This is a genomic window from Streptomyces sp. DSM 120436 (assembly GCF_055778765.1).
In genome coordinates this window covers 862,852-882,311 of sequence record NZ_JBSKBS010000002.1, presented here as the reverse complement: position 1 = coordinate 882,311, position 19,460 = coordinate 862,852, and the positions used below count along the sequence as shown (strand labels likewise).

At 74.9% G+C, this 19,460-nt stretch carries 20 protein-coding genes; 8 read left to right on the top strand and 12 right to left on the bottom strand.

The genetic code is table 11. The features are described from left to right. Positions 1–5: 5 nt before the first annotated feature. Positions 6–452 carry an Lrp/AsnC family transcriptional regulator gene (locus ACWH4W_RS25970; protein WP_473078270.1) on the bottom strand — a complete coding sequence of 149 codons (447 nt, stop codon included), beginning with the start codon at positions 450–452 and terminating at the stop codon, positions 6–8. A 94-nt stretch (positions 453–546) separates the two neighbouring features. Between ACWH4W_RS25970 and ACWH4W_RS25965 the strand changes: the two genes are divergently transcribed. The 3 genes from ACWH4W_RS25965 to ACWH4W_RS25955 are packed head-to-tail and all read left to right on the top strand — an operon-like array spanning position 547 to position 2,368. After that, on the top strand, positions 547–1,020 hold the full coding sequence (locus ACWH4W_RS25965) for a rhodanese-like domain-containing protein (protein WP_473078269.1): 474 nt from the start codon (positions 547–549) through the stop codon (positions 1,018–1,020). Positions 1,021–1,065: 45 nt separating this feature from the next. Beyond that, positions 1,066–1,566, top strand: coding sequence for an Imm21 family immunity protein (locus ACWH4W_RS25960; RefSeq protein WP_473078268.1), 501 nt, complete (start codon positions 1,066–1,068; stop codon positions 1,564–1,566). After that, entirely contained in the window at positions 1,523–2,368 is an 846-nt protein-coding gene (locus tag ACWH4W_RS25955; RefSeq protein ID WP_473078267.1) for an SDR family oxidoreductase, read from the top strand. Before ACWH4W_RS25960 ends, ACWH4W_RS25955 begins: the two co-directional genes overlap by 44 nt. Positions 2,369–2,374: 6 nt before the next feature. Here the strand turns inward: ACWH4W_RS25955 and ACWH4W_RS25950 are convergent, their stop codons facing one another. Next, positions 2,375–4,063 (bottom strand): DUF885 domain-containing protein, encoded by a 1,689-nt coding sequence (locus tag ACWH4W_RS25950; protein WP_473078266.1) that lies wholly within the window; start codon positions 4,061–4,063, stop codon positions 2,375–2,377. 32 nt (positions 4,064–4,095) lie between these two features. After that, positions 4,096–4,587 carry an Lrp/AsnC family transcriptional regulator gene (locus tag ACWH4W_RS25945; protein WP_473078265.1) on the bottom strand — a complete coding sequence of 164 codons (492 nt, stop codon included), beginning with the start codon at positions 4,585–4,587 and terminating at the stop codon, positions 4,096–4,098. Between the two features lie 60 nt (positions 4,588–4,647). On the opposite strand from ACWH4W_RS25945, the gene ACWH4W_RS25940 reads away from it, so the two are divergent. After that, positions 4,648–5,835: a trans-sulfuration enzyme family protein gene (locus tag ACWH4W_RS25940; RefSeq protein ID WP_473079263.1), complete on the top strand. Its 1,188-nt coding sequence runs from the start codon at positions 4,648–4,650 to the stop codon at positions 5,833–5,835. 80 nt (positions 5,836–5,915) lie between these two features. Here the strand turns inward: ACWH4W_RS25940 and ACWH4W_RS25935 are convergent, their stop codons facing one another. The 3 genes from ACWH4W_RS25935 to ACWH4W_RS25925 all read right to left on the bottom strand — a co-directional run bounded on the left by ACWH4W_RS25935 (position 5,916) and on the right by ACWH4W_RS25925 (position 9,861). Further along, positions 5,916–7,172, bottom strand: a complete 1,257-nt coding sequence (locus tag ACWH4W_RS25935; RefSeq protein WP_473078264.1) for a GNAT family N-acetyltransferase — start codon at positions 7,170–7,172, stop codon at positions 5,916–5,918. A gap of 97 nt (positions 7,173–7,269) precedes the next feature. Further along, on the bottom strand, positions 7,270–8,853 hold the full coding sequence (locus ACWH4W_RS25930; RefSeq protein WP_473078263.1) for an alkaline phosphatase D family protein: 1,584 nt from the start codon (positions 8,851–8,853) through the stop codon (positions 7,270–7,272). A 177-nt stretch (positions 8,854–9,030) separates the two neighbouring features. Then, positions 9,031–9,861, bottom strand: a complete 831-nt coding sequence (locus tag ACWH4W_RS25925) for an alpha/beta fold hydrolase (RefSeq protein WP_473078262.1) — start codon at positions 9,859–9,861, stop codon at positions 9,031–9,033. Positions 9,862–10,168: 307 nt separating this feature from the next. Between ACWH4W_RS25925 and ACWH4W_RS25920 the strand changes: the two genes are divergently transcribed. Next, positions 10,169–10,930, top strand: coding sequence for a GntR family transcriptional regulator (locus ACWH4W_RS25920; RefSeq protein WP_473078261.1), 762 nt, complete (start codon positions 10,169–10,171; stop codon positions 10,928–10,930). A 59-nt stretch (positions 10,931–10,989) separates the two neighbouring features. Here ACWH4W_RS25920 and ACWH4W_RS25915 read toward each other — a convergent pair whose 3' ends face one another. From ACWH4W_RS25915 to ACWH4W_RS25905, 3 genes are all read right to left on the bottom strand, one after another. Further along, positions 10,990–12,147, bottom strand: coding sequence for an ROK family protein (locus ACWH4W_RS25915; protein ID WP_473078260.1), 1,158 nt, complete (start codon positions 12,145–12,147; stop codon positions 10,990–10,992). Between the two features lie 100 nt (positions 12,148–12,247). Further along, a complete protein-coding gene (locus ACWH4W_RS25910) occupies positions 12,248–12,910 on the bottom strand; it encodes a response regulator transcription factor (protein ID WP_473078259.1) in 663 nt (220 codons plus the stop codon). Positions 12,911–12,924: 14 nt separating this feature from the next. Next, the gene (locus ACWH4W_RS25905) at positions 12,925–14,082 is read right to left on the bottom strand and encodes a sensor histidine kinase (protein WP_473078258.1); all 1,158 of its coding nucleotides are present in this window, start codon (positions 14,080–14,082) and stop codon (positions 12,925–12,927) included. 107 nt (positions 14,083–14,189) lie between these two features. Between ACWH4W_RS25905 and ACWH4W_RS25900 the strand changes: the two genes are divergently transcribed. Genes ACWH4W_RS25900 through ACWH4W_RS25890 form a run of 3 tightly spaced genes read left to right on the top strand, consistent with a single transcriptional unit; the run spans position 14,190 to position 16,171 of the window. Then, positions 14,190–15,110: an ABC transporter ATP-binding protein gene (locus tag ACWH4W_RS25900; protein ID WP_473078257.1), complete on the top strand. Its 921-nt coding sequence runs from the start codon at positions 14,190–14,192 to the stop codon at positions 15,108–15,110. 2 nt (positions 15,111–15,112) lie between these two features. Continuing rightward, positions 15,113–15,838 carry an ABC transporter permease gene (locus tag ACWH4W_RS25895; protein WP_473078256.1) on the top strand — a complete coding sequence of 242 codons (726 nt, stop codon included), beginning with the start codon at positions 15,113–15,115 and terminating at the stop codon, positions 15,836–15,838. Positions 15,839–15,892: 54 nt separating this feature from the next. After that, on the top strand, positions 15,893–16,171 hold the full coding sequence (locus ACWH4W_RS25890; protein ID WP_473078255.1) for a hypothetical protein: 279 nt from the start codon (positions 15,893–15,895) through the stop codon (positions 16,169–16,171). A 172-nt stretch (positions 16,172–16,343) separates the two neighbouring features. Here the strand turns inward: ACWH4W_RS25890 and mug are convergent, their stop codons facing one another. The 3 genes from mug to ACWH4W_RS25875 all read right to left on the bottom strand — a co-directional run bounded on the left by mug (position 16,344) and on the right by ACWH4W_RS25875 (position 19,196). Further along, complete coding sequence (mug, locus tag ACWH4W_RS25885) at positions 16,344–16,844, bottom strand: G/U mismatch-specific DNA glycosylase (RefSeq protein ID WP_473078254.1); 501 nt, start codon at positions 16,842–16,844, stop codon at positions 16,344–16,346. 44 nt (positions 16,845–16,888) lie between these two features. Next, positions 16,889–18,331, bottom strand: a complete 1,443-nt coding sequence (gene purB, locus ACWH4W_RS25880) for an adenylosuccinate lyase (protein ID WP_473078253.1) — start codon at positions 18,329–18,331, stop codon at positions 16,889–16,891. Positions 18,332–18,404: 73 nt separating this feature from the next. Continuing rightward, a complete protein-coding gene (locus tag ACWH4W_RS25875) occupies positions 18,405–19,196 on the bottom strand; it encodes an SGNH/GDSL hydrolase family protein (RefSeq protein ID WP_473078252.1) in 792 nt (263 codons plus the stop codon). Between the last annotated feature and the right edge of the window lie 264 nt (positions 19,197–19,460).

Sequence of the window (19,460 nt, the reverse complement as noted above, 5' to 3'; positions counted from 1 at the left end):
CCGGGTCACCGGCCCACGGGACGGCGCGGCAGCGGCGAGGAGTACACCACGCTGGTGGTCACCGAACCGAGCGCGCCGATCCGCCCCGACACCTCCTCCAGGTGCCGCATCGACCGCGCGGCGACCTTCAGCACGAAGCAGTCGTCGCCCGTCACGTGGTGCGCCTCCAGGATCTCCGGTGTGGCGGCGACGAGGTCGTGGAACGGCTTGTAGTTGCCGGTCGGGTAACGCAGCCGGACGAACGCCAGGACCGGCAGCCCGATCCGCTCCGGGTCCACCACCGCCGCGTACCCCTGGATGATCCCGGCCTCCTCCAGCCGCCGCACCCGTTCGGTGACCGCGCTCGCGGACATCGACACGGCGCGGGCGAGTGCGGCGTAGCCGGCCCGTCCGTCGCGCTGGAGGACGTCGAGGATGCGCCAGTCGGTGGCGTCCGGGGAATACTCGGTCATCGCCGAGAAATAGCAGGGAAATCCCCGGCGGATCAAGCCCCGGACCGGGATGCGTCCCTTCAGGCCCGCCGTCCGCGCCCGTAGTTTCTCCGTCATGACGACCACCGTGAACCCCGTCCTGCGGGTCGCCCCCGCCTCCCCGGCCGAGGCCGCCGCGCACTTCCGCGCGAGCCTCGCCCTGTACACCGACGTCGCCGACGTGGCCGCCGCCCTCGCGTCCGGCGGGGACCCCCGTTTCGTCCTGGTGGACTCCCGCTCGGCCGAGGCGTGGGACCAGGGCCGCGTGCCCGGCGCCCTGCACCTGCCCACCGCGCGGATCCCCGAGCGGGCCGCGGAACTCCTCGACCCGGCCGTGCCGGTGGTGACGTACTGCTGGGGCCCGGGCTGCGACGGGGCCGCCCGCGCCGCGCTCGCCCTCGCCGAACTCGGGTACCGCGTCAAGGAGATGCTCGGCGGCTTCGAGTACTGGGTGCGCGAGGGCTACGCGTTCGAGGCCCCGCGGGGCCGGGAGCGCCGCGCCGCCGACCCGCTGACCTCCCTGGCGGACACGGACGCGTGCGGATGCTGAACCCGGTCGTCCGGCAAGGGAGTCGAGCGGCGGGTCCCCGCCGCCATGGAGCCGTACGCGGTGCCGGGGACGGTACTGCCCTCCGGACGGGAGCCGACGGCGGGAAGACCGCCTCGGACCACGACCGGGCCCTGGGAGGCCGACGGGCCGGTCGGAGTCCCTCGGCCGCCGCCGCCCTCCGTCCTGGGCGACGGACCGGCCGCCACCGCCCGCCTCCCCGAGCACTCCGTCGTCGTCCGCCGGGTCGCCGGGCACACGGAGGAGGACCTGCCGGCACGCGTCCCCGCCGCGCCGGCCACCGCATGGCGGCAGCAGGAGACGCGCTGGAGGGCGCCCGGCCCGGTCGTGCTGTTCGACGCGGCCCGGCCCGCACGCCGCCGGCCACGCCCGTCCCGCCCTCGGGCCCGGCCGGCCCCGGTGCCGCTCCGGCGGCCGCCCCGGCGCGCGGGCGCCCGCCGTTATTCGCGTGCCCTCACCGGCGGCGCGACCCATCATGGGGATCATGCCGAAGCTTCCCCCGCCCCCGCCCGAGGAACTCCGCCGTGACCCCCTGCCGCTGCGGGGCCGCACCGCCCTGGTGACCGGGGCGAGCCGGCGCGGCGGCATCGGCCATGCCGCGGCCCGCCGGCTGGCCGCGTACGGCGCCAGTGTCTATCTGCACCATCACGTGCCGCACGACGCCGCCATGCCCTGGGGCGCCGACCGGATCGAGGACGTCACCGCGTCCGTGCGGGAGGCGCTCGGCGATCCGGACGCGCGGGTGCTCGCCGGCCCCGGCGACCTCAGCGACCCGGCGGAACCGGCCGCCCTGCACGCCCGCGCCGCCGAGGCGCTCGGCGGACGCCTGGACATCCTCGTCGCCAACCACGCCCTCAGCGGCTCCGACGGCGACCTCGACACCGTCGACGCCGCCATGCTCGACGCGCACTGGGCCGTCGACACCCGCTCCGTGCTGCTGCTCGTCCAGGCCCACGCCCGGCACCGCGCCGCGCTCCCGCCGGGCACTCCGGGCGGACGCGTCATGATGATGACCTCCGGGCAGGACATCGCCGGCGGCATGCCCGGCGAGATCGCCTACGCCCTCCAGAAGGGCGCCCTGGCCTCCATCACCCGCTCCCTGGCGACCGCGCTGGCCGACCACGCGGTCACCGTGAACACCGTCAACCCCGGCCCCGTGGACACCGACTACCTGACCGGCGAGGCCTACGACGCGATCGCCGCGTGCTTCCCCGCCGGGCGCTGGGGCATGCCCGACGACCCGGCCCGCCTCCTCGCGTGGCTGGCCACGGACGAGGCGGGCTGGATCACCGGCCAGGTCATCGACTCCGAGGGCGGCTTCCGGCGCTGAACCGGCTCACAACGCCGCCAGTTCGTCCACCAGGTCGTCCAGGCCCAGCGACCCCTGGGACAGCGCGGCCATGTGCCAGGCCTTGAGGTCGAAGGCGTCGCCGTGCCGCTCGCGGGCCTTCTCCCGGCCCAGCAGCCAGGCCCGCTCGCCGAGCTTGTAGCCGATGGCCTGTCCCGGGATCGTCAGATAGCGCGTCAGCTCGCTCTCCACGAAGTCCGCCGGGCGGCTGCTGTGCGCGCCGAAGAACTCCTGCGCCAGCTCCGGCGTCCACCGCTCGCCCGGGTGGAACGGCGAGTCCGCGGGGATCTCCAGCTCCAGGTGCATGCCGATGTCGACGATGACCCGGGTCGCCCGCATCATCTGCGCGTCCAGGTACCCGAGCCGCTCCTCCGCGTCCGTGAGGAAGCCCAGCTCGTCCATCAGCCGCTCCGCGTACAGCGCCCAGCCCTCGCAGTTGGCGCTGACCATGCCGACGGTGGCCTGGTAGCGGGAGAGGTCCTCCGCCACGTGCACCCACTGCGCCAGCTGGAGGTGATGGCCGGGTACGCCCTCGTGGTACCAGGTGGACACCAGGTCGTACACCGGGAAGCGGGTCAGCCCCATCGTGGGCAGCCAGGTGCAGCCCGGCCGGGAGAAGTCCTCCGACGGCTGCGTGTAGTACGGCGCCGCCGCGCTGCCCGCCGGGGCGATCCGCGACTCCACCTTGCGCACGCGCTCGGCGAGGTCGAAGTGCGTGCCGTCGAGCCTGTCGATCGCCTGGTCCATCAGGCCCTGCAGCCAGTCGCGGACCTCGTCCACGCCCTCGATGTGCCGGCCGTGCTCGTCGAGGTGGGCCAGCGCCACCCACGGGGTCCCCGCCCCCGGCAGGATCTTCTCGGCCTCCTTCCGCATCTCGCCGAGCAGCCGGTGGTACTCGGACCAGCCGTACGCGTAGGCCTCGTCCAGGTCCAGGTCGGTGCCGTTGTAGTAGCGGGACCAGCGGGCGTAGCGCTCCCGGCCCACCGTGTTCGGCGCGCCCTCGACCGCCGGGGCGTAGACGTCCCGCAGCCAGTCCCGCAGCTCCGCCACGGCCGCGGTCGCCGCGCGGGCGCCCTCGTCCAGCTCCGCGCGCAGCGCCTGCGGGCCCGCGGCGGCGAAGTCCTCGAACCAGCCGCGGCCCTCGCCGGTGTCCGCCCACTCGCCGAGCTGTCCGACGAACGTCTTCGTGGGGCGCGGCGCCGCGTACAGCTTGCGCTCCAGGCCCAGCGCCAGGGACTCCCGGTAGCCGGCCAGCGCGGCCGGGACCGCGCGCAGCCGCTCCGCGATCGCCCGCCAGTCCTCCTCGGTCCTTGCCGGAGTCACCGTGAACACCTCGCGCACCGCGTGCGCGACCGTGCCCAGGTTGCCCACCGCGCGCAGGTGCTCGTCGGCCTCGTGCACGGCCAGCTCGGCGGTCAGCCGCTCCCGCAGCAGCCGGGCGCAGCGGCGCTCGACGCCGCTGTCCGCGCCGGGCTGCCGCTCGGCCTCGTCGAGCCGCGCGAGGGTCGTCCTGAGCAGTTCGGCGACCGCCTCCTGACCGGCGGGGGAGAGATCGGGCAGCCGGGAGGAACTCTCCTTGACCCCGAGGTACGTCCCGGTGATCGGATCGAGGGCGATGAGCTCGTCGACGTAGGCGTCGGCGACCTGACGGGGAAGCGCGCTGTTGGTTCGTGACATGCGGACCATCCTGGTACGACGTCCGCGGCGCGTCACGTGGATTGAGCCGAGGGCGAAGGCGGCATGACCGGTCCGCAGTCCCACTGCTGGAAGATCAGCCGCGTCTCCACCCGCGCCACCTCCCGCCGGGCGGTGAACTCGTCCAGCACCAGCCGCTGCAGATCCGTCATGTCGGCGACCGCGACATGCACCAGATAGTCGTCGGGACCGGTCAGATGGAACACCGTCAGCGACTCCGGCAGCGCCCGGATCCGCTCCACGAACGGCCCCACCAGCTCCCTCCGGTGCGGTCTCACCTGCACCGACAGCAACGCCTGCAGACCCCGGCCGAGCTTGGCCGGGTCCAGTCGCAGACGGTGCCCGAGGATCACGCCGGAGCGCCGCAGACGGGTCACCCGGTCCAGACAGGTCGACGGCGCGACCCCGACCTGCGCGGCGAGATCCCGGTACGTCGTCCGGGCGTCGTTCTGCAACAGCCGCAGCAGATGGAGATCCACCGGATCCAGTACGACGGATTCGGTCACCGGCCGAACGTAGCACGGGGTTCGGCCGCACAGAACCGGCCGGTGTTCACCCTGAGCGCCATGGACAACGGCATGGACACGCGACGCACCACCAGAGCACTCGCCACCGAGGCCGTGCACGCCGGCCGGGACGACCTCGCCGGACTCGGACTGCACGCCCCGCCGATCGACCTGTCCACCACCTACCCCTCCTACGACAGCCGGGCCGAGGCCGCCCGCGTCGACGCCTTCGCCACGACCGGCGCCGAACCCGACGGCCCACCCGTCTACGGGCGGCTCGGCAACCCCACGGTCGCCCGCTTCGAGACCGCCCTCGCCCGCCTGGAGGGCACCGAGTCGGCGGTCGCCTTCGCCAGCGGCATGGCCGCGCTCAGCGCCGTCCTGCTGGCCCGCGGCTCGATGGGCCTGCGGCACGTCGTCGCCGTACGGCCGTTGTACGGGTGCAGCGACCATCTGCTGACCGCCGGGCTGCTCGGCTCCGAGGTCACCTGGAGCGACCCGGCCGGGGTCGCCGACGCGCTCCGTCCGGACACCGGCCTGGTGCTGGTGGAGTCGCCCGCCAACCCCACGCTGGCCGAGATCGACCTGCGGGCGGTCGCCCACGCCTGCGGCTCGGTGCCGCTGCTCGTGGACAACACCTTCGCCACACCGGTCCTCCAGCGTCCGGCCGAGCACGGGGCGCGGCTGGTGCTGCACAGCGCCACCAAGTACCTCGGCGGGCACGGTGACGTGCTGGCGGGCGTGGTGGCCTGCGACGAGGAGTTCGCCGGGCGGCTGCGACAGGTGCGGTTCGCCACCGGCGGGGTGCTGCACCCGCTGGCCGGCTACCTGCTGCTGCGCGGCCTGTCGACCCTGCCGGTCCGGGTCAGGGCGGCGTCCGCGAACGCCGCCGGACTCGCCGCCCGCCTGGCCGCGGACCCGCGCGTGGCCCGGGTGCACTACCCGGGCATCGGCGGCGCGATGGTCTCGTTCGAGGTCCACGGCGACCCGCACGCGGTGATCGCCGGCGTCCGCCTGATCACCCCGGCGGTGAGCCTCGGCAGCGTGGACTCCCTCATCCAGCACCCGGCGTCCATCAGCCACCGCATCGTCGACGCCGACGACCGCAGGGACGCGGGCGTCTCCGACCGCCTGCTGCGCCTCTCGGTCGGCCTGGAGGACGTCGAGGACCTCTGGACCGATCTCGACCAGGCCTTGGGCACGCCGGCCGACCGGCCCGCCCGGACGGAGGCCATGGCCCAGGGCTAGGGCGCTGCCGCGGAGACGGTCCGCGGGGACGGGGGCGGCCCGGCACGCGCCGTGCGCCGGGCCGCCCTCCGCCGTGGGGGTCAGGGGCGGGTGACCCTCTCGCCGGGGGCCGGGGTGCTCCGGACCGGGGTGGAGTCCAGGCCGGCGGTGATGACCAGGGTGCCCTCCTCGATCTGGTAGTCGAGGGGGAGGCCCAGGCCGCGCATCGCGGCGACCATGCCCGTGTTGGACGCCTGCGTCACGGCGTACACGTGGGCGCAGCCCGCCTCGACCGCCATGCCCACCAGCCGGGACAGCAGCTCCGCGCCGATGCCCCGCCGCTGCCACGCGTCCTCGACGATCAGCGCCACCTCGGTCTCGTCGCCGTCCCACAGCAGGTGGCCGAGGGCGACGATGCGGCCGGAGGCGGTCTGCGCGGCGAGCGTGCGGCCGAAGCGCGGGCTGAGCAGGTGGTCGAGGTAGCGGCTCGCGTCGTCCACGGGTCCGTGGTACCGGCGCCGCAGCGTCTCGGTGGAGCACCGTTCGTGCATCTCCCGCGCGGCCTCCAGGTCGGCGGTGTCCGCCCGGCGCACGCAGACGTGACCGCCCTCGGACAGCGTCAGCACGTCACGGCCGCGCGGCAGCCGCGGACCGAGCCGGGCGTCCAGCTCCACCAGCGCCCGGGCACGGGCGAACTCCGTCGGGGTGAACGGCAGATACGGCCGCTCCGCCGTGATCACACCCCCCTCCGGGTCGCGCAGCCGGATCACGGTGCCCTCCAGGGCGCCCTCGGGCGGCACGGGCGCCGCGGTGCCGGCCGCCGCGGCGGGCTGGGAGCGGATCGTGCAGCGCCCCAGCAACTGGCGCAGCACCAGCGGCAGTTCGGACGCGTCGGTCGCGGTGCGGGCGGCCAGCCCGAGCATCCGGGTCGGGCCGTCCACCAGGTCGTGGGCGTCGGCCCGCTCGGCCCAGGTGTCCGTGCCCCCGCCCGCCGCCACCGCCGCGGTGAGATCCGTACCGGCCGGCACGCGCAGCAGGAACTCGTCGACGGTGTGCGCGCCCAGCGGGTGCGTCTGCAGGCTGAGGATGTCGACCCGCCGCTCGGCCAGCGCCGTGCACAGGGCCGCGAGCGCGCCCGGCTCGTCCCGCACGGTCGTCCGCATCCGCCACAGCGCGCTCCCGGCCGCCGCCGGCTCGGGCGGCGGCGGAGCGCCGCCGGTATCGTGCGCCGGCGGGGCGTGGCCGTGGCGGCGCGTCCGCCATGTGCGCAGGGTCTCCCCGCGGCGCGCGGCACGGGCCAGCGGGTTCCAGCGGCGGGGCGCGCGCCCTCCGGCACGGTCGTTCGTCACTTCAGACATGTCTCGACTCATGCGGTCACTGTGAAGGAATCGTGTTTCGTGATCACGAACGTACTGTGACTGACGGGTAAAGCGCGCTTCTGTCCGAAATGCAGCGTTACTGACCGACGAGGCCCGGCTGCAGCGTCTTCCTGAACAACACCGTGCCGTCCATGTCCCGCAGCCGCACGGTCAGTTCGCCGCTGCCGCCGTCGATGTCCACCTCGCCGAAGAACTGGTAGCCCCCGGCGGGGGAGACGTTGGAGGCGGTGGGCGCCTTCACCCACACCCGCTCCGGGCCGAACGTCGCGTCCAGCTCCGAGGCCGGGAACGCACCCGCGTTGAGCGGTCCGGAGACGAACTCCCAGAACGGCTCGAAATCGCCGAACGCCGCCCGTGCGGGCTGGTAGTGCTGCGCCGAGGTGTGGTGCACGTCGGCCGTCAGCCACACCGTGCCGGTGATCCGCCGGTGCTTGACGAACCGCAGCAGCTCGGCGATCTGCAGCTCGCGTCCCAGCGGCGCCCCCGGGTCGCCCTGCGCCACCGCCTCGACGTGCGGGTGTCCCTCGGTGGTGTCGGGCACGATCAGGCCGATCGGCATGTCGGCGGCGATCACCTTCCACACCGCGCGCGACCGCGCCAGTTCCCGCTTCAGCCAGTCCAGTTGCTCCCGGCCCAGGATGCCCTGCGGGTCGGCGGCCTGGTCGCCGGGCGAGTTGGGGTTCCGGTACGTCCGCATGTCCAGCACGAACACGTCGAGCAGCGGGCCCTGCCGCAGCACCCGGTACATCCGGCCCTCCCGGGCGCCGGGCCGCGGCGTGGAACCGGGGAAGTACTCGCCGAACGCCCTCCGGGCGCGGGCCGCCAGCACGTCGACGCTCTTCTCGGTGTACCGGGTGTCCGTGTCCGCGATCCGCTGCCCCGGGTACCAGTTGTTGCGCACCTCGTGGTCGTCCCACTGGACGACGGACGGGACGCGGGCGTTGAACCGGCGCAGGTGTTCGTCCAGCAGGTTGTAGCGGAAGTTGCCGCGGAACTCCGCGAGGGTCTCCGCGACCTTGGACTTCTCCTCGGTGGTGATGTTCCGCCAGAGGCTGCCGTCCGGCAGTTCGGCGGTCGCCGCGATGGGGCCGTCGGCGTAGATGGTGTCCCCGCTGAACAGGAAGAAGTCCGGGTCGATCCGGGCCATCGCGTCGAAGATGCGGTAGCCGCCGAACGCCGGGTTGATGCCCCAGCCCTGTCCCGCCAGGTCGCCCGACCACACGAACCGCACCCCGTCCCGGCGCCGGTCCGGCACGGTGCGGAAGGCGCCGGCGACCGGCGCGCTCGTGCGGCGCGGGTCGTCGGGGTCGGCCAGCAGCACCCGGTAGTGGATCCGCTCGCCCGGGGGCAGCCCGCGCAGCCGGGTGGTGCCGGTGAAGTCGGTGCCGGGGCCGATCAACGGGCCGTGCAGGCGGCGGACGGTGCGGAAGGACTCCGTGGCCGAGGTCTCGACGATCATCCGCGCCGGGCGGTCCGACCGCACCCACACCAGCGCGGAGTCACGGGTGACGTCCCCCGTCTGGACGCCCCATTCGGCCGCCGGACGCCCCGACCGGGCGAAGGCGGGCGCGGAGCCCAGCGGGGGCAGGGCCAGCCCCGCCGAAGCGGCCAGCGAGCCCTTCAGCACGGAACGGCGTGCGGGGAACGGACGGTGTGCCATGAATACGCCTCCGGGGCCGGGATCCGGTCAGTGTGCGTCCCCACACCTACGCCGACGCGACGGCACGCGCACGAACCCCGGGTGAACAACGCCCCTCAGGGGTGCGGGGAAACCGCGTGTCAAGCCCCACCGGCCCGCAGCGGGCCACCGCCCCACGTCCCGCACCCCCGCACGCCGTCAGCGACTGCCGTCCAGCAGCACCCGCGCCACCAGCGCCGGATCGTCGTTCATCGGCACATGCCCGCACCCGGGCAGCCGGACCAACCGCGCCCGCGGAATGATCCGCTTCGCGCGCACGCCCTGCCGCGGAATCAGCAGACGGTCCCGCGACCCCCAGGCCACCGTCACCGGAACACCCGGCACGTCCTCGGTGAACTGCACGGCGCCGCCCGCCCGCAGGGTGCGGGCGAAACCGGGCGCCTCGGCCAGCGCACGCGTCTCGGCGACCACCGCCTCGGGGGCGCGGCGCCCGGGGCGGGCGTAGATCGTGCTGGTCAGGGCCGCCCGCCCGGCCGCGGACCGGGCCAGGCTCTCGACCAGCCGCTCCGGCATCCGCTCCGCGATCCCGCGCATGGCGGACAGCACGGTGAAGGCGTACGTCCGCTCGGCCTGCGTCCAGAAGCCCGCGGGCGACAGCGCCGTCACCGACCGGACCAGCCGCGCCCGCCCGAGCTCCAGGGCCAGCAGACCGCCGAGGGAGTTGCCGGCGACGTGCGGCCGGTCCAGTTCCAGCGCCTCGCACAGGCCGGCGAGGGCGGTGGTCATGGTGGGCAGGTCGTGGTCGAGGCCGTCGGGCAGGGCGGGCGAGGCGCCGAAGCCCGGCAGGTCCACGGCGATCACCTCGCGCTCGGTGGCCAGGATGTCCACCACCGGGTCCCAGGCCTGCCGGTGATGGCCGATGCCGTGCAGCAGGAGCAGCGGCGCCCCGCGTCCCACGCGCACGTAGGACAGGGTCACGGCCTGCGGGCCTCGGGGGGAGGTGACCTTGTAGGTGACGGTCGCGGACATGAGGTGCTCCTCGGTCGGACTCGTGGAACGGATGCGCGGAAGGGACGTCGCGCCCGACGTCGTAGACAGCTTGTCAGCAATTGCTACCGACGGGTAGACCGGCACGCCCGCCGACCGGGGAGGGCGGCCGGCCCGGCGGCGTCCGGTCCGTCGTGCGCGCGCCGCGCGGCGCGACCTGGCCTCCGGCACGGCGTCGATTGGTATTGACCAAGTCCGGTGGCCCCCTTATCGTCGCGTAGAAGTGAAACAACCTTTAATAAACAAGGGCGTTAAAACGCCGCCGGACACGGCGATCGTGGAGGACAGGGTGGGGACCACGCAGCTGGAATCGGTGCCGGAACCGAAGTACTGGCATCTGAAGACCGTGCTCAGCGAGGCGCTGGACTCGGAGTTCGCCGTGGGTGAGATCCTGCCCAACGAGCGCGACCTGGCCGCCCGCTTCGGCGTCGCGCGCGCCACGCTCCGGCAGGCCCTGGAACAGCTCGAACTGGAAGGCAGGCTGCAGCGCCGCCGCGGGGTGGGCACCACCGTCGCCCCGCCGCGCATGGGCGTCCCCGTCGGCAGCGAGCAGCACGCCTGGCCCGGCGGCCCGGACGACGCGTGGCACCCCGTGGACTGCCGGTTCGAGGCGCCGTCCGCCGCCCTCGCCGAGCGCCTGGCGACCGGCAGCGACGAGGCCGTGCACATCGTGCGGCGCTCCCGCGTCTCCCGCGGTCAGCCCGTCGCGTCCGAGCTGCTGTACGTCCCGGCCGCCTCGGTGCCCGACCTCTCCGGCATCGACGCCCCCTCCGGCGCGGCGCGCGCCCGCGCGGTCCTGCGCGAACTGCAGCGCCTGACGCTGGAGCGCCAGGAGAACGCCGTGGAGCTCGGCTCGGCCGGCGCGGACGAGGCGAAGGAACTGGACCGCCTGCCCGGCGCCCCCGTCCTCGTCGTCACCACCCGCTACCTCGCCCGCGGCCGCACCGCCGCCCTCTCGGTGGCCACCTACCGCGCGGACACCTGCCGCCTGACCTTCGGCGACTTCGGCGGTGTCGAGATACACCACGGCCCGCAGCGCCAGGCGTCCTGAGCGCCGGGCCTCCTGACGGACCGTCGACGCGCCGTGGGGCCCGCCCCGCGGCGCGCCCGTCAGCGGCGGGCCGTCACCGTGCCCTCCACGGCGAAGAGCTGCTCCTCGACATGGTCGAGAGCCAGCCGCACCGCGCCCGTCGCCACCGCCGCCTCGCCCAGCAGCGACAGGGTGACCTCCGGCGGGCGCAGGCAGTAGCGGGCCAGCTCGCGCCGCAGCGGCTCCAGCACCCCGTCCAGCCCGGCCGCCCAGCCTCCGATCACGACCAGTTCCGGGTCGAGCGCCAGCACCAGTGCCGCCACGTCGTGGACCAGCCGCCGGATGAACCGGTCCATCGCCGCCAGGGCCCGCTGGTCGCCCTCGCGGGCCCGCGCGAACACCTGGGCGACGGCCTGCTCGTCCAGCGGGTGCAGCGGCTCGTCCGTGGTGGACAGCAGCGTCTCCGGCGTCGCCTCACGGCCCAGCAGGTGCAGCGCCCCGATCTCGCCGGCCGCCCCGCCGTACCCGCGGTGCAGCCGCCCCCCGATCAGCGAACCGGCCCCCGGGCTCAGCCCGGCCAGCACGAACACCACGTCGTCGCGGCCTTTCGCCGAGCCCTTCCAGTGCTCCGCGACCACCGCCGCGTTCGCGTCGTTCTCCACCAGCACCGGGCAGGTGAAGGAGCGGCTGAGCCGCGCGCCGAGGCGCAGCCCCGTCCAGCCCGGCAGCGCCGTGCCCAGCCGCACCGTGCCGTCCACGTCGACGATCCCCGGCGTGCCCACACCGACCGCCCGCAGCGAGCCGCGCGCCACCCCGGCCCGCCGCAGCAGCTCCGCGACGGCCGTCCGCAGCCGGTCGAGCCGCTCGTCGGCCTCGACCGTCTCGTCCGCGTCCCGCACCTCCGCGCCGATCACCCGGCCGTCCAGGTCCGCCAGCAGCGCGGCCACCCGGTGCACACCGATCTCCAGGCCCAGCAGGTGCCCCGCCTCCGCCCGGAAGCGGAACCGCCGCGCCGGGCGGCCCTGACGCCGTGCGGCGCCCTCGCCGGCCGCCGCCTCCACGACCAGGCCCGCCTCGATCAGACCCTCCACGACGCCCTCGACGGTCGGCCGGGACAGTCCCGTCACCCGGGTCACCTCGGTCAGCGTCGCGCAGTCCGTGGCCCGCAACGCGTGCAGCACCACGGCGGAGTTGATCCTCCGCAGCAGCGAGGGATCCCCGCCGGTCAGCCGCCCCACCGTCCGTCCTCCCAGCTCGTGCGTGTGTGGGGCGGATCGTACTCGGCGCGGTTCACCCCGGCGACCACCGGGCGGCGCACCCGGTCCCGGCGCGGCCCGCTCAGCCCGGCGCCACGAACCCCGACTCGTACGCCGTGATCACCGCCTGCGTCCGGTCCCGCGCCCCCAGCTTCGCCAGCACGGCGCTCACGTGCGTCTTCACCGTCTCGGCGCCGACCACCAGCCGCGCGGCGATCTCCGCGTTCGACAGTCCACGCGCCATCAGCCGCAGCACCTCGCCCTCCCGTTCGGTCAGCCGGGCGCGCTCCAGCACGGCGCGGGCCGCGCGGTTCCCGCCGCCGTCGCCGTACTCGGCCGCCAGTCGCCGCACCGAGGCGGGGAACAGCAGCGACTCGCCCGCGGCGATCAACCGCACCGCGTGCACGATCTCCGCGGGCCGGGCCCGCTTCAGCAGGAACCCGTCGGCCCCGGCGCGCAGCGCCTCGTACACGTACTCGTCGTTCTCGAAGGTGGTCACCACGAGGATCTTCGGCGGGCCGGACACCGTCCGCAGCAGCGCGCGCGTGGCCTCGATGCCGTCCAGCAGCGGCATCCGCACGTCCATGGCGACCACGTCCGGCCGCAGCCGCCGCACCAGCGGGATCACCGCAGCCCCGTCGGCCGCCTCCCCGGCGACCTCGATGTCCGGCTGCGCCTCCAGCACGGCCCGGAGCCCGGCGCGCACCAGGGGTTCGTCGTCCACGAGGAGCACTCTGACCGGCATCCGCCCAGCGTAGATCAGCCCAGGGGCAGTTCGACCCGCACCCGCCAGTCGCCGGCGCCGTCCGGGCCGGTGCGCGCCCGCCCGCCCAGCAGCGCCGCCCGCTCCCGTATCCCGCGCAGCCCGCTGCCGCGGCCGGGGGCGGGCCGGTCGTCGGGCAACGGGTTGCGCACCTCCAGGGTGAGCAGGCCGTCCGCGGTCGCCACCCGGACCCGGGCCGGCACCGCGCCCGCGTGTCTGAGCACGTTGGTCAGCGCCTCCTGGAGGATGCGGTAACCCTCGCGGGAGACAGGGCCCGGCAGGGTCTCCAGCGGCCCGGTGACCTCGGCGTCGACCACCGCCCCGGAGGCCCGCGCGGACTCCAGCAGCCGGTCGGCGTCGGTGAGCGTCGGCCGGGCGCTCGTGGGCCGTTCCGACTCGCGCAGCACGCCGAGCACCCGCTCCAGGTCCTCCAGGGCGGCCCGGCCGGTCTCCTCGATGGCCGTCAGGGCGCGTTCGGTGAACTCCGGGCTGGACGCCGCGCGGGCGGCCCCCGCCTGCACGACGGCCACGGTCAGCGCGTGCCCGATGGAGTCGTGCAGCTCGCGCGCGATGCGGGTGCGCTCCAGCAACTGCTCCGTCCTCGCCTCCAGCGCGGCGAGCCGTTCGGCGGGCGAGGGGCCGAGCAGACGGCGCGCGGCGGCCGTGACGAGCGTTCCGATGCCCACGAGTGCCGCGTACAGCAGCACGAGGGGGAGCGGGACGAGCAGGGCGTAGGCCCAGTGGTGCGGGGCGTCCTCCAGCACCGGCACCCCGGCGGGCACCGTGCCGGCGGCCAGTTGTGCCAGGGAGAAGGCCAGCAGGGGCAGCCACACCGTGACGATGCCCGTCGCCGTGGACAGGAGGATGCGCACCAGCATCCACAGCGAGGTGCGCGCCCGGTCCTGCCAGCAGGCCGACGGCTCCTCGGAGATCCCCGGGTCCGCCTCGCCGGGGGTGAGCAGCAACCGGGCCTGCACGCCCTCGCCCTTGCGCACCACGGCGACCAGCCCCAGCGGGACCAGCACGAGGGTCGGCGCCCACGGTGTGCTCGGGTGGACGAGGACCCACACGCTGAACGGCAGCGCCGGCACCCACAGATGCAGCAAGCGGGTGTACGTCGCCCCGTTCCGCAGCGGGCGCAGCAAACGGATCACCGCGCCATCGTGCCAGCGCCCCGGGAGGGCCGCCTCCCCCGCACGGGGGAGACGGTCCCCGCGCCCGGGGGAGGACCGCACCCCCGTGCGGCGGCCACGCTGGGGTCATGACCAGCATCGACGTCCGCGACCTCACCAAGGAGTACGGCACCGGACGAGCCGTCGACGACCTCACCTTCACCGTGCCCCCGGGCCGCGTCACCGGATTCCTGGGCCCCAACGGCGCGGGCAAGTCCACCACCATGCGCCTGGTGCTCGGCCTGGACCACCCCACCTCCGGCTCGGCCACCCTCGGCGGCCGGCCGTACGCGAGCCTGCGCGAACCCCTGCGAAGGATGGGCGCGTTGCTCGACCCCGGCGCCGCGCACGGGGCCCGCACCGGCCGCGACCACCTGCGCGTCCTGGCGGCGACCCATCGCATCCCGGACCGCCGGGTGGACGAGGTGCTGGAGGAGACCGGGCTGGGTCCGGCGGCCCGCCGCCGGGTGCGGACGTACTCGCTCGGCATGCGGCAGCGGCTCGGCATCGCCGCCGCGCTGCTCGGGGACCCGGAGGTGGTGATGCTCGACGAGCCGTCCAACGGCCTCGACCCGGAGGGCATCGTGTGGATCCGCGGCCTGCTGCGCCGGCTCGCGGACGAGGGGCGGACCGTGCTGGTGTCCAGTCACCTGATGAACGAGACCGCCGTGTTCGCCGACCACCTCGTCGTCCTCGGCCGGGGCCGGTTGCTCGCCGACACCTCCATGCGGGAGTTCATCGACGCGCGCGTGCGGCCCGCCGTACGGGTGCGCAGCTCCGACCCGGACGCGCTGGAGCGCGCCCTGGCCCGCCACGGCCACCAGGCCGTACGCCACCCCGACGGCCACTGGACCGTGCCCGACGCGCGCGTGGACGACATCGGACGCCTTACCTCCGCCGAGGGGGTGCCGCTCCTCGAACTCACCGCCGACGAGGGCACCCTGGAGCAGGCCTATCTGGATCTGACCGCCGCCGAGACCGACTTCGCCGCCCAGCCCCAGGAGGCCTGACCGTGCCGTTCGCCCCCGTGTTCCGCTCCGAGTGGCTCAAGATCCGTACGGTCCGCTCGCTGCTCGCGACCCTGTTCGTGCTGTTCGCGGTGACCACCGCGTTCTCCGCGCTGGCCGGCATGGACCCCGAGGACCCCGGCGCCGACCCGCTGTTCACCGCCCTGTCCGGCACCACCCTGGGGCAGATCGCCGCCATCGCCTTCGGCTCCCTGGCCGTGTCGGCGGAGTACCGCGAGGGCGCCGCCGTGCGGCTGTCGCTGACGGCGGTGCCGCGTCGCGGCCTGTGGTTCGCCGCCAAGGCGGCCGCCGTCGCCGTCGTCGTCCTGGTGACGTCCCTGGTGACGTCCCTGGCGGCGCTCCTCGCGGGCCTGGCCGGACTCGGCGACGCGGCCGACGGCCTGAGCACGGCCGACCAGGTCCGCGGCGTGCTCGGCGGCGCCGTCTACCTCACGCTCATGGCCCTGTTCGCGGCCGGACTGGCGACGCTGCTGCGCAGCGGGGTGGCCACCCTGTCGGTGCTGATCCCGTTCATCCTGATCGTGTCCTTCGTGATCGGCGACGCGCTCGGCACCGTCGTCGACTTCCTGCCGGACCGCGCCGGCCAGGCGGTGCTGCACAGCGTGTCCGACGGAACGCTCGGCCCCTGGACGGGACTCGCCGTCACCGCGTGCTGGACGGCCGCCGCCCTGCTGGCCGGGGCGTGGCGGCTGCGGCGGTACGACGCCTGAGAGGCCACCGGACGATCCGCCGCCGCGGTCGGTGGCGGCGGGTCTGCCGGAGTCGTGAACCCCGCCCGGCGCATCGTCCTCGTCGACGAGCTGTGCCTCCGTCCCTTCCCGGCGGAGCACGGCCCGTCGGACGCCGGCCTCCCGAGACCGGGCCACCACGTCGCCGTGCCGGAGTCCGGCGGCCGCCCGGACCCCGGTCCGGCGAGCCGGGCGGCGACGGTGGACCGGTTCGGGAAGGCCCGCGACGCGGTGCGCGAACGGCTCGCCCCCCGCTGGGGCGGCACCGGCCTCTACGACCCGCGCACGGCGCGGGAGGGGATGTCCGAGCCGTGAGCCCGACTCGGTCACCACGCGGGCGTCGCCCGGCTGTGGGAGGTGCGGGGGACCGGCCGCCGGGTCGCGGTCGCGGTCGCCGGCCGGGACGCGGGCGACGCGGTGCGGCCGCCGGCCGGGGGGCACGGTGACGGCCCCCTCCCCAGGAGACGACCCCTTCCCCGAGGGACCGTCACTCCTGCTCCGCCGCCTCCCGCAGCCGCGCGAACTCCTCCGCGAGCGTCGTCGGCGTCCAGTGCGCGTTCAGCCCGCTGGGATTGGGCAGCACCCACACCCGGGACCCGCCGATCGTCCGCGCCTGCGGTCCGACCTTCGCCGTGCGGTCGTCGAACGCCACGCGGTACGCGGTCACGCCCAGCACGGCCAGCCAGCGCGGACGCAGCCGGGCCACCTTCGCCGCGAGCTCCCGCCCGCCCTCCCGGTACTCCTCGGCGGTCAGCTCGTCGGCCCGCGCGGTCGCCCGCGCCACCACGTTGGTGATGCCGAGCCCGTACGACAGCAGTTCGTGCTGCTCCGACGGCGGCAGCTGGCGCGGGGTGAAACCGGAGCGGTGCAGGGCGGGCCAGAAGCGGTTGCCGGGGCGGGCGAAGTGGTGGCCCGTCGCGGCCGTCGTCAGGCCCGGGTTGATGCCGCAGAACAGCACCCGCAGGCCGTCCGCGACCAGGTCCGGCACGAGGCGGTCGCGGGCGGCCTCCAGTTCCTCCCGGGTGAAGCGCCTCAGAGGATCGCCCCGGGGGTGTAGCCGGCGGCCTCCGGGCGCTGCTTCACGATCTCCTCGATCCGGGCGACCACGGTGGCGACCTGGTCGCTCGCGGCGCCGGTGAAGGACAGCTTGTCCGCCATCAGCGCCTCCAGTCCGGCGCGGTCCAACGGCAGCCGCCCGTCGGCGGCGAGCTTGTCGAGCAGGTCGTTGCGCTCGGCGCCCTGCTCCCGCATGGCGAGCGCGGTGGCCACGGCGTTCTCCTTGATCGCCTCGTGGGCGACCTCACGTCCGACGCCCGCGCGGACCGCGCCCATGAGCACCTTGGTGGTGGCGAGGAACGGCAGGTAGCGGTCCAGCTCGCGGGACACGACCGCCGGGAAGGCGCCGAACTCGTCGAGCACGGTCAGGAACGTCTCCAGCAGGCCGTCGAGCGCGAAGAAGGCGTCCGGCAGCGCGACCCGGCGCACCACCGAGCAGGACACGTCGCCCTCGTTCCACTGGTCGCCCGCCAGCTCACCGGTCATCGAGGCGTAGCCGCGCAGGACGACCATCAGGCCGTTGACCCGCTCGCAGGAGCGCGTGTTCATCTTGTGCGGCATCGCGGACGAGCCGACCTGGCCGGGCTTGAAGCCCTCGGTGACCAGCTCGTGCCCCGCCATCAGCCGGATCGTCTTCGCCAGCGAGGACGGCGCGGCGGCCAGCTGCACCAGCGCGGTGACGACCTCGTAGTCCAGGGAGCGCGGGTAGACCTGGCCGACGCTGGTGAACGCCTGGGAGAAGCCCAGGTGGCCGGCGATCCGCCGCTCCAGCTCGGCCAGCTTGGCGGCGTCCCCGCCGAGCAGGTCCAGCATGTCCTGCGCGGTGCCGACCGGGCCCTTGACGCCGCGCAGCGGGTAGCGGCCCAGCAGCTCCTCCAGCCGCCCGTACGCCACCAGCAGCTCGTCGGCGGCGGTAGCGAACCGCTTGCCGAGGGTGGTGGCCTGCGCGGCCACGTTGTGCGAGCGGCCGGCCATGACCAGCTCGCCGTACTCCCCGGCGAGCTTGCCGAGGCGGGCCAGCACGGCCACCGTGCGGTCCCGCATCAGCTCCAGCGACAGCCGGACCTGCAACTGCTCGACGTTCTCGGTGAGGTCGCGGGAGGTCATGCCCTTGTGCACGTGCTCGTGCCCGGCGAGGTCGTTAAACTCCTCGATCCGCGCCTTCACGTCGTGGCGGGTGACCTTCTCGCGCTCGGCGACCGAGGCCAAGTCGACGGTGTCGAGGACGCGCTCGTAGTCGGCGATCGCCGCGTCGGGCACGTCGATCCCGAGGTCCTTCTGGGCCCGCAGCACGGCGAGCCAGAGCTGCCGCTCGAGCCTCACCTTCTGCTCGGGCGACCAGAGCGTGGCGAGCTCGGCGGAGGCGTAGCGTCCGGCGAGGACGTTCGGGATACGGGGCTTGGCGGGCGCAGCAGTCACGTGCAGGGAGTCTACTGGCGGTTCGTGCAGGCCCGCGCCACGGGGTGACCTGGAGGAACGTACAAGGGGGCGGCTACGCCGTCTCGTACGGCAGCAGCTCCGGACGCTTGGGCGGCAGGCCGTCGCCCGAGGAGCGGCCGGTGAGCCGACGGCCGATCCACGGCAGCAGGTGCTGCCGGGCGAACCGGGCGTCCGCGACCCGCCGCGCCACCCAGTGCGGCGGCAGCGCCGCCTCCGGGGGCAGGTGCCACTCGGGGTCCTCCGCCGGGTGGCCGAGCGTCTGCCACACCGCCTCCGCGACCCTGCGGTGCCCCTCGGCGGTGAGGTGCAGCCGGTCCACGTCCCACAGCCGGGGGTCGCCGAGCGCGGGCGCCCCGTACAGGTCGACCACCAGCGCGTCGTGCCGCGCGGCGAGCTCGTCGACGACCGCGAACAGCGCCTCCATGCGAGGGCGGAAACGCTCCAGCACCGGTCCCTGGCGGCCGGGGCTGCGCATCAGCACGAGCTGCTTGCAGTTCGGGGCCAGCCGCTCCACGGCCTCGGTGAGCAGGTCCCGCACCCGCCCCATGTCGCACTTGGGGCGCAGGGTGTCGTTGAGGCCGCCGACCAGGGTGATCACGTCGGCTCCCATGGCGGCCGCCCGGTCCACCTGCTCGTCGACGATCTGCTGGATCAGCTTGCCGCGCACCGCGAGGTTGGCGTACCGGAAACCGGGCACCGCGGCCGCCATCCGGGCGGCGAGCAGGTCCGCCCAGCCGCGGTAGGTGCCGTCGGGCAGCAGGTCCGACATGCCTTCGGTGAAGGAGTCGCCCAGGGCGACGAGGCTGGTGTGGGCGGGGGCGCTGGGAGTGGGGTTCGTCTGCATGGCGACAGAAATGGTAGCCCCTGGCACATACCCGCCGGTCGGTCGCCTTGCCGGCCGCGGGGAAGGCCGGCTCCCGCACGTCCGGAAGAACCGGCTCCCGCACATCCGGATGGCCGACTCCCGCGAGCCCGGAGAAGCCGGCTCCCGCACGTCCGGAAGAACCGGCTCCCGCACATCCGGATGGCCGACTCCCGCGAGCCCGGAGAAGCCGGCTCCCGCACGTCCGGAAGAACCGGCTCCCGCACATCCGGATGGCCGACTCCC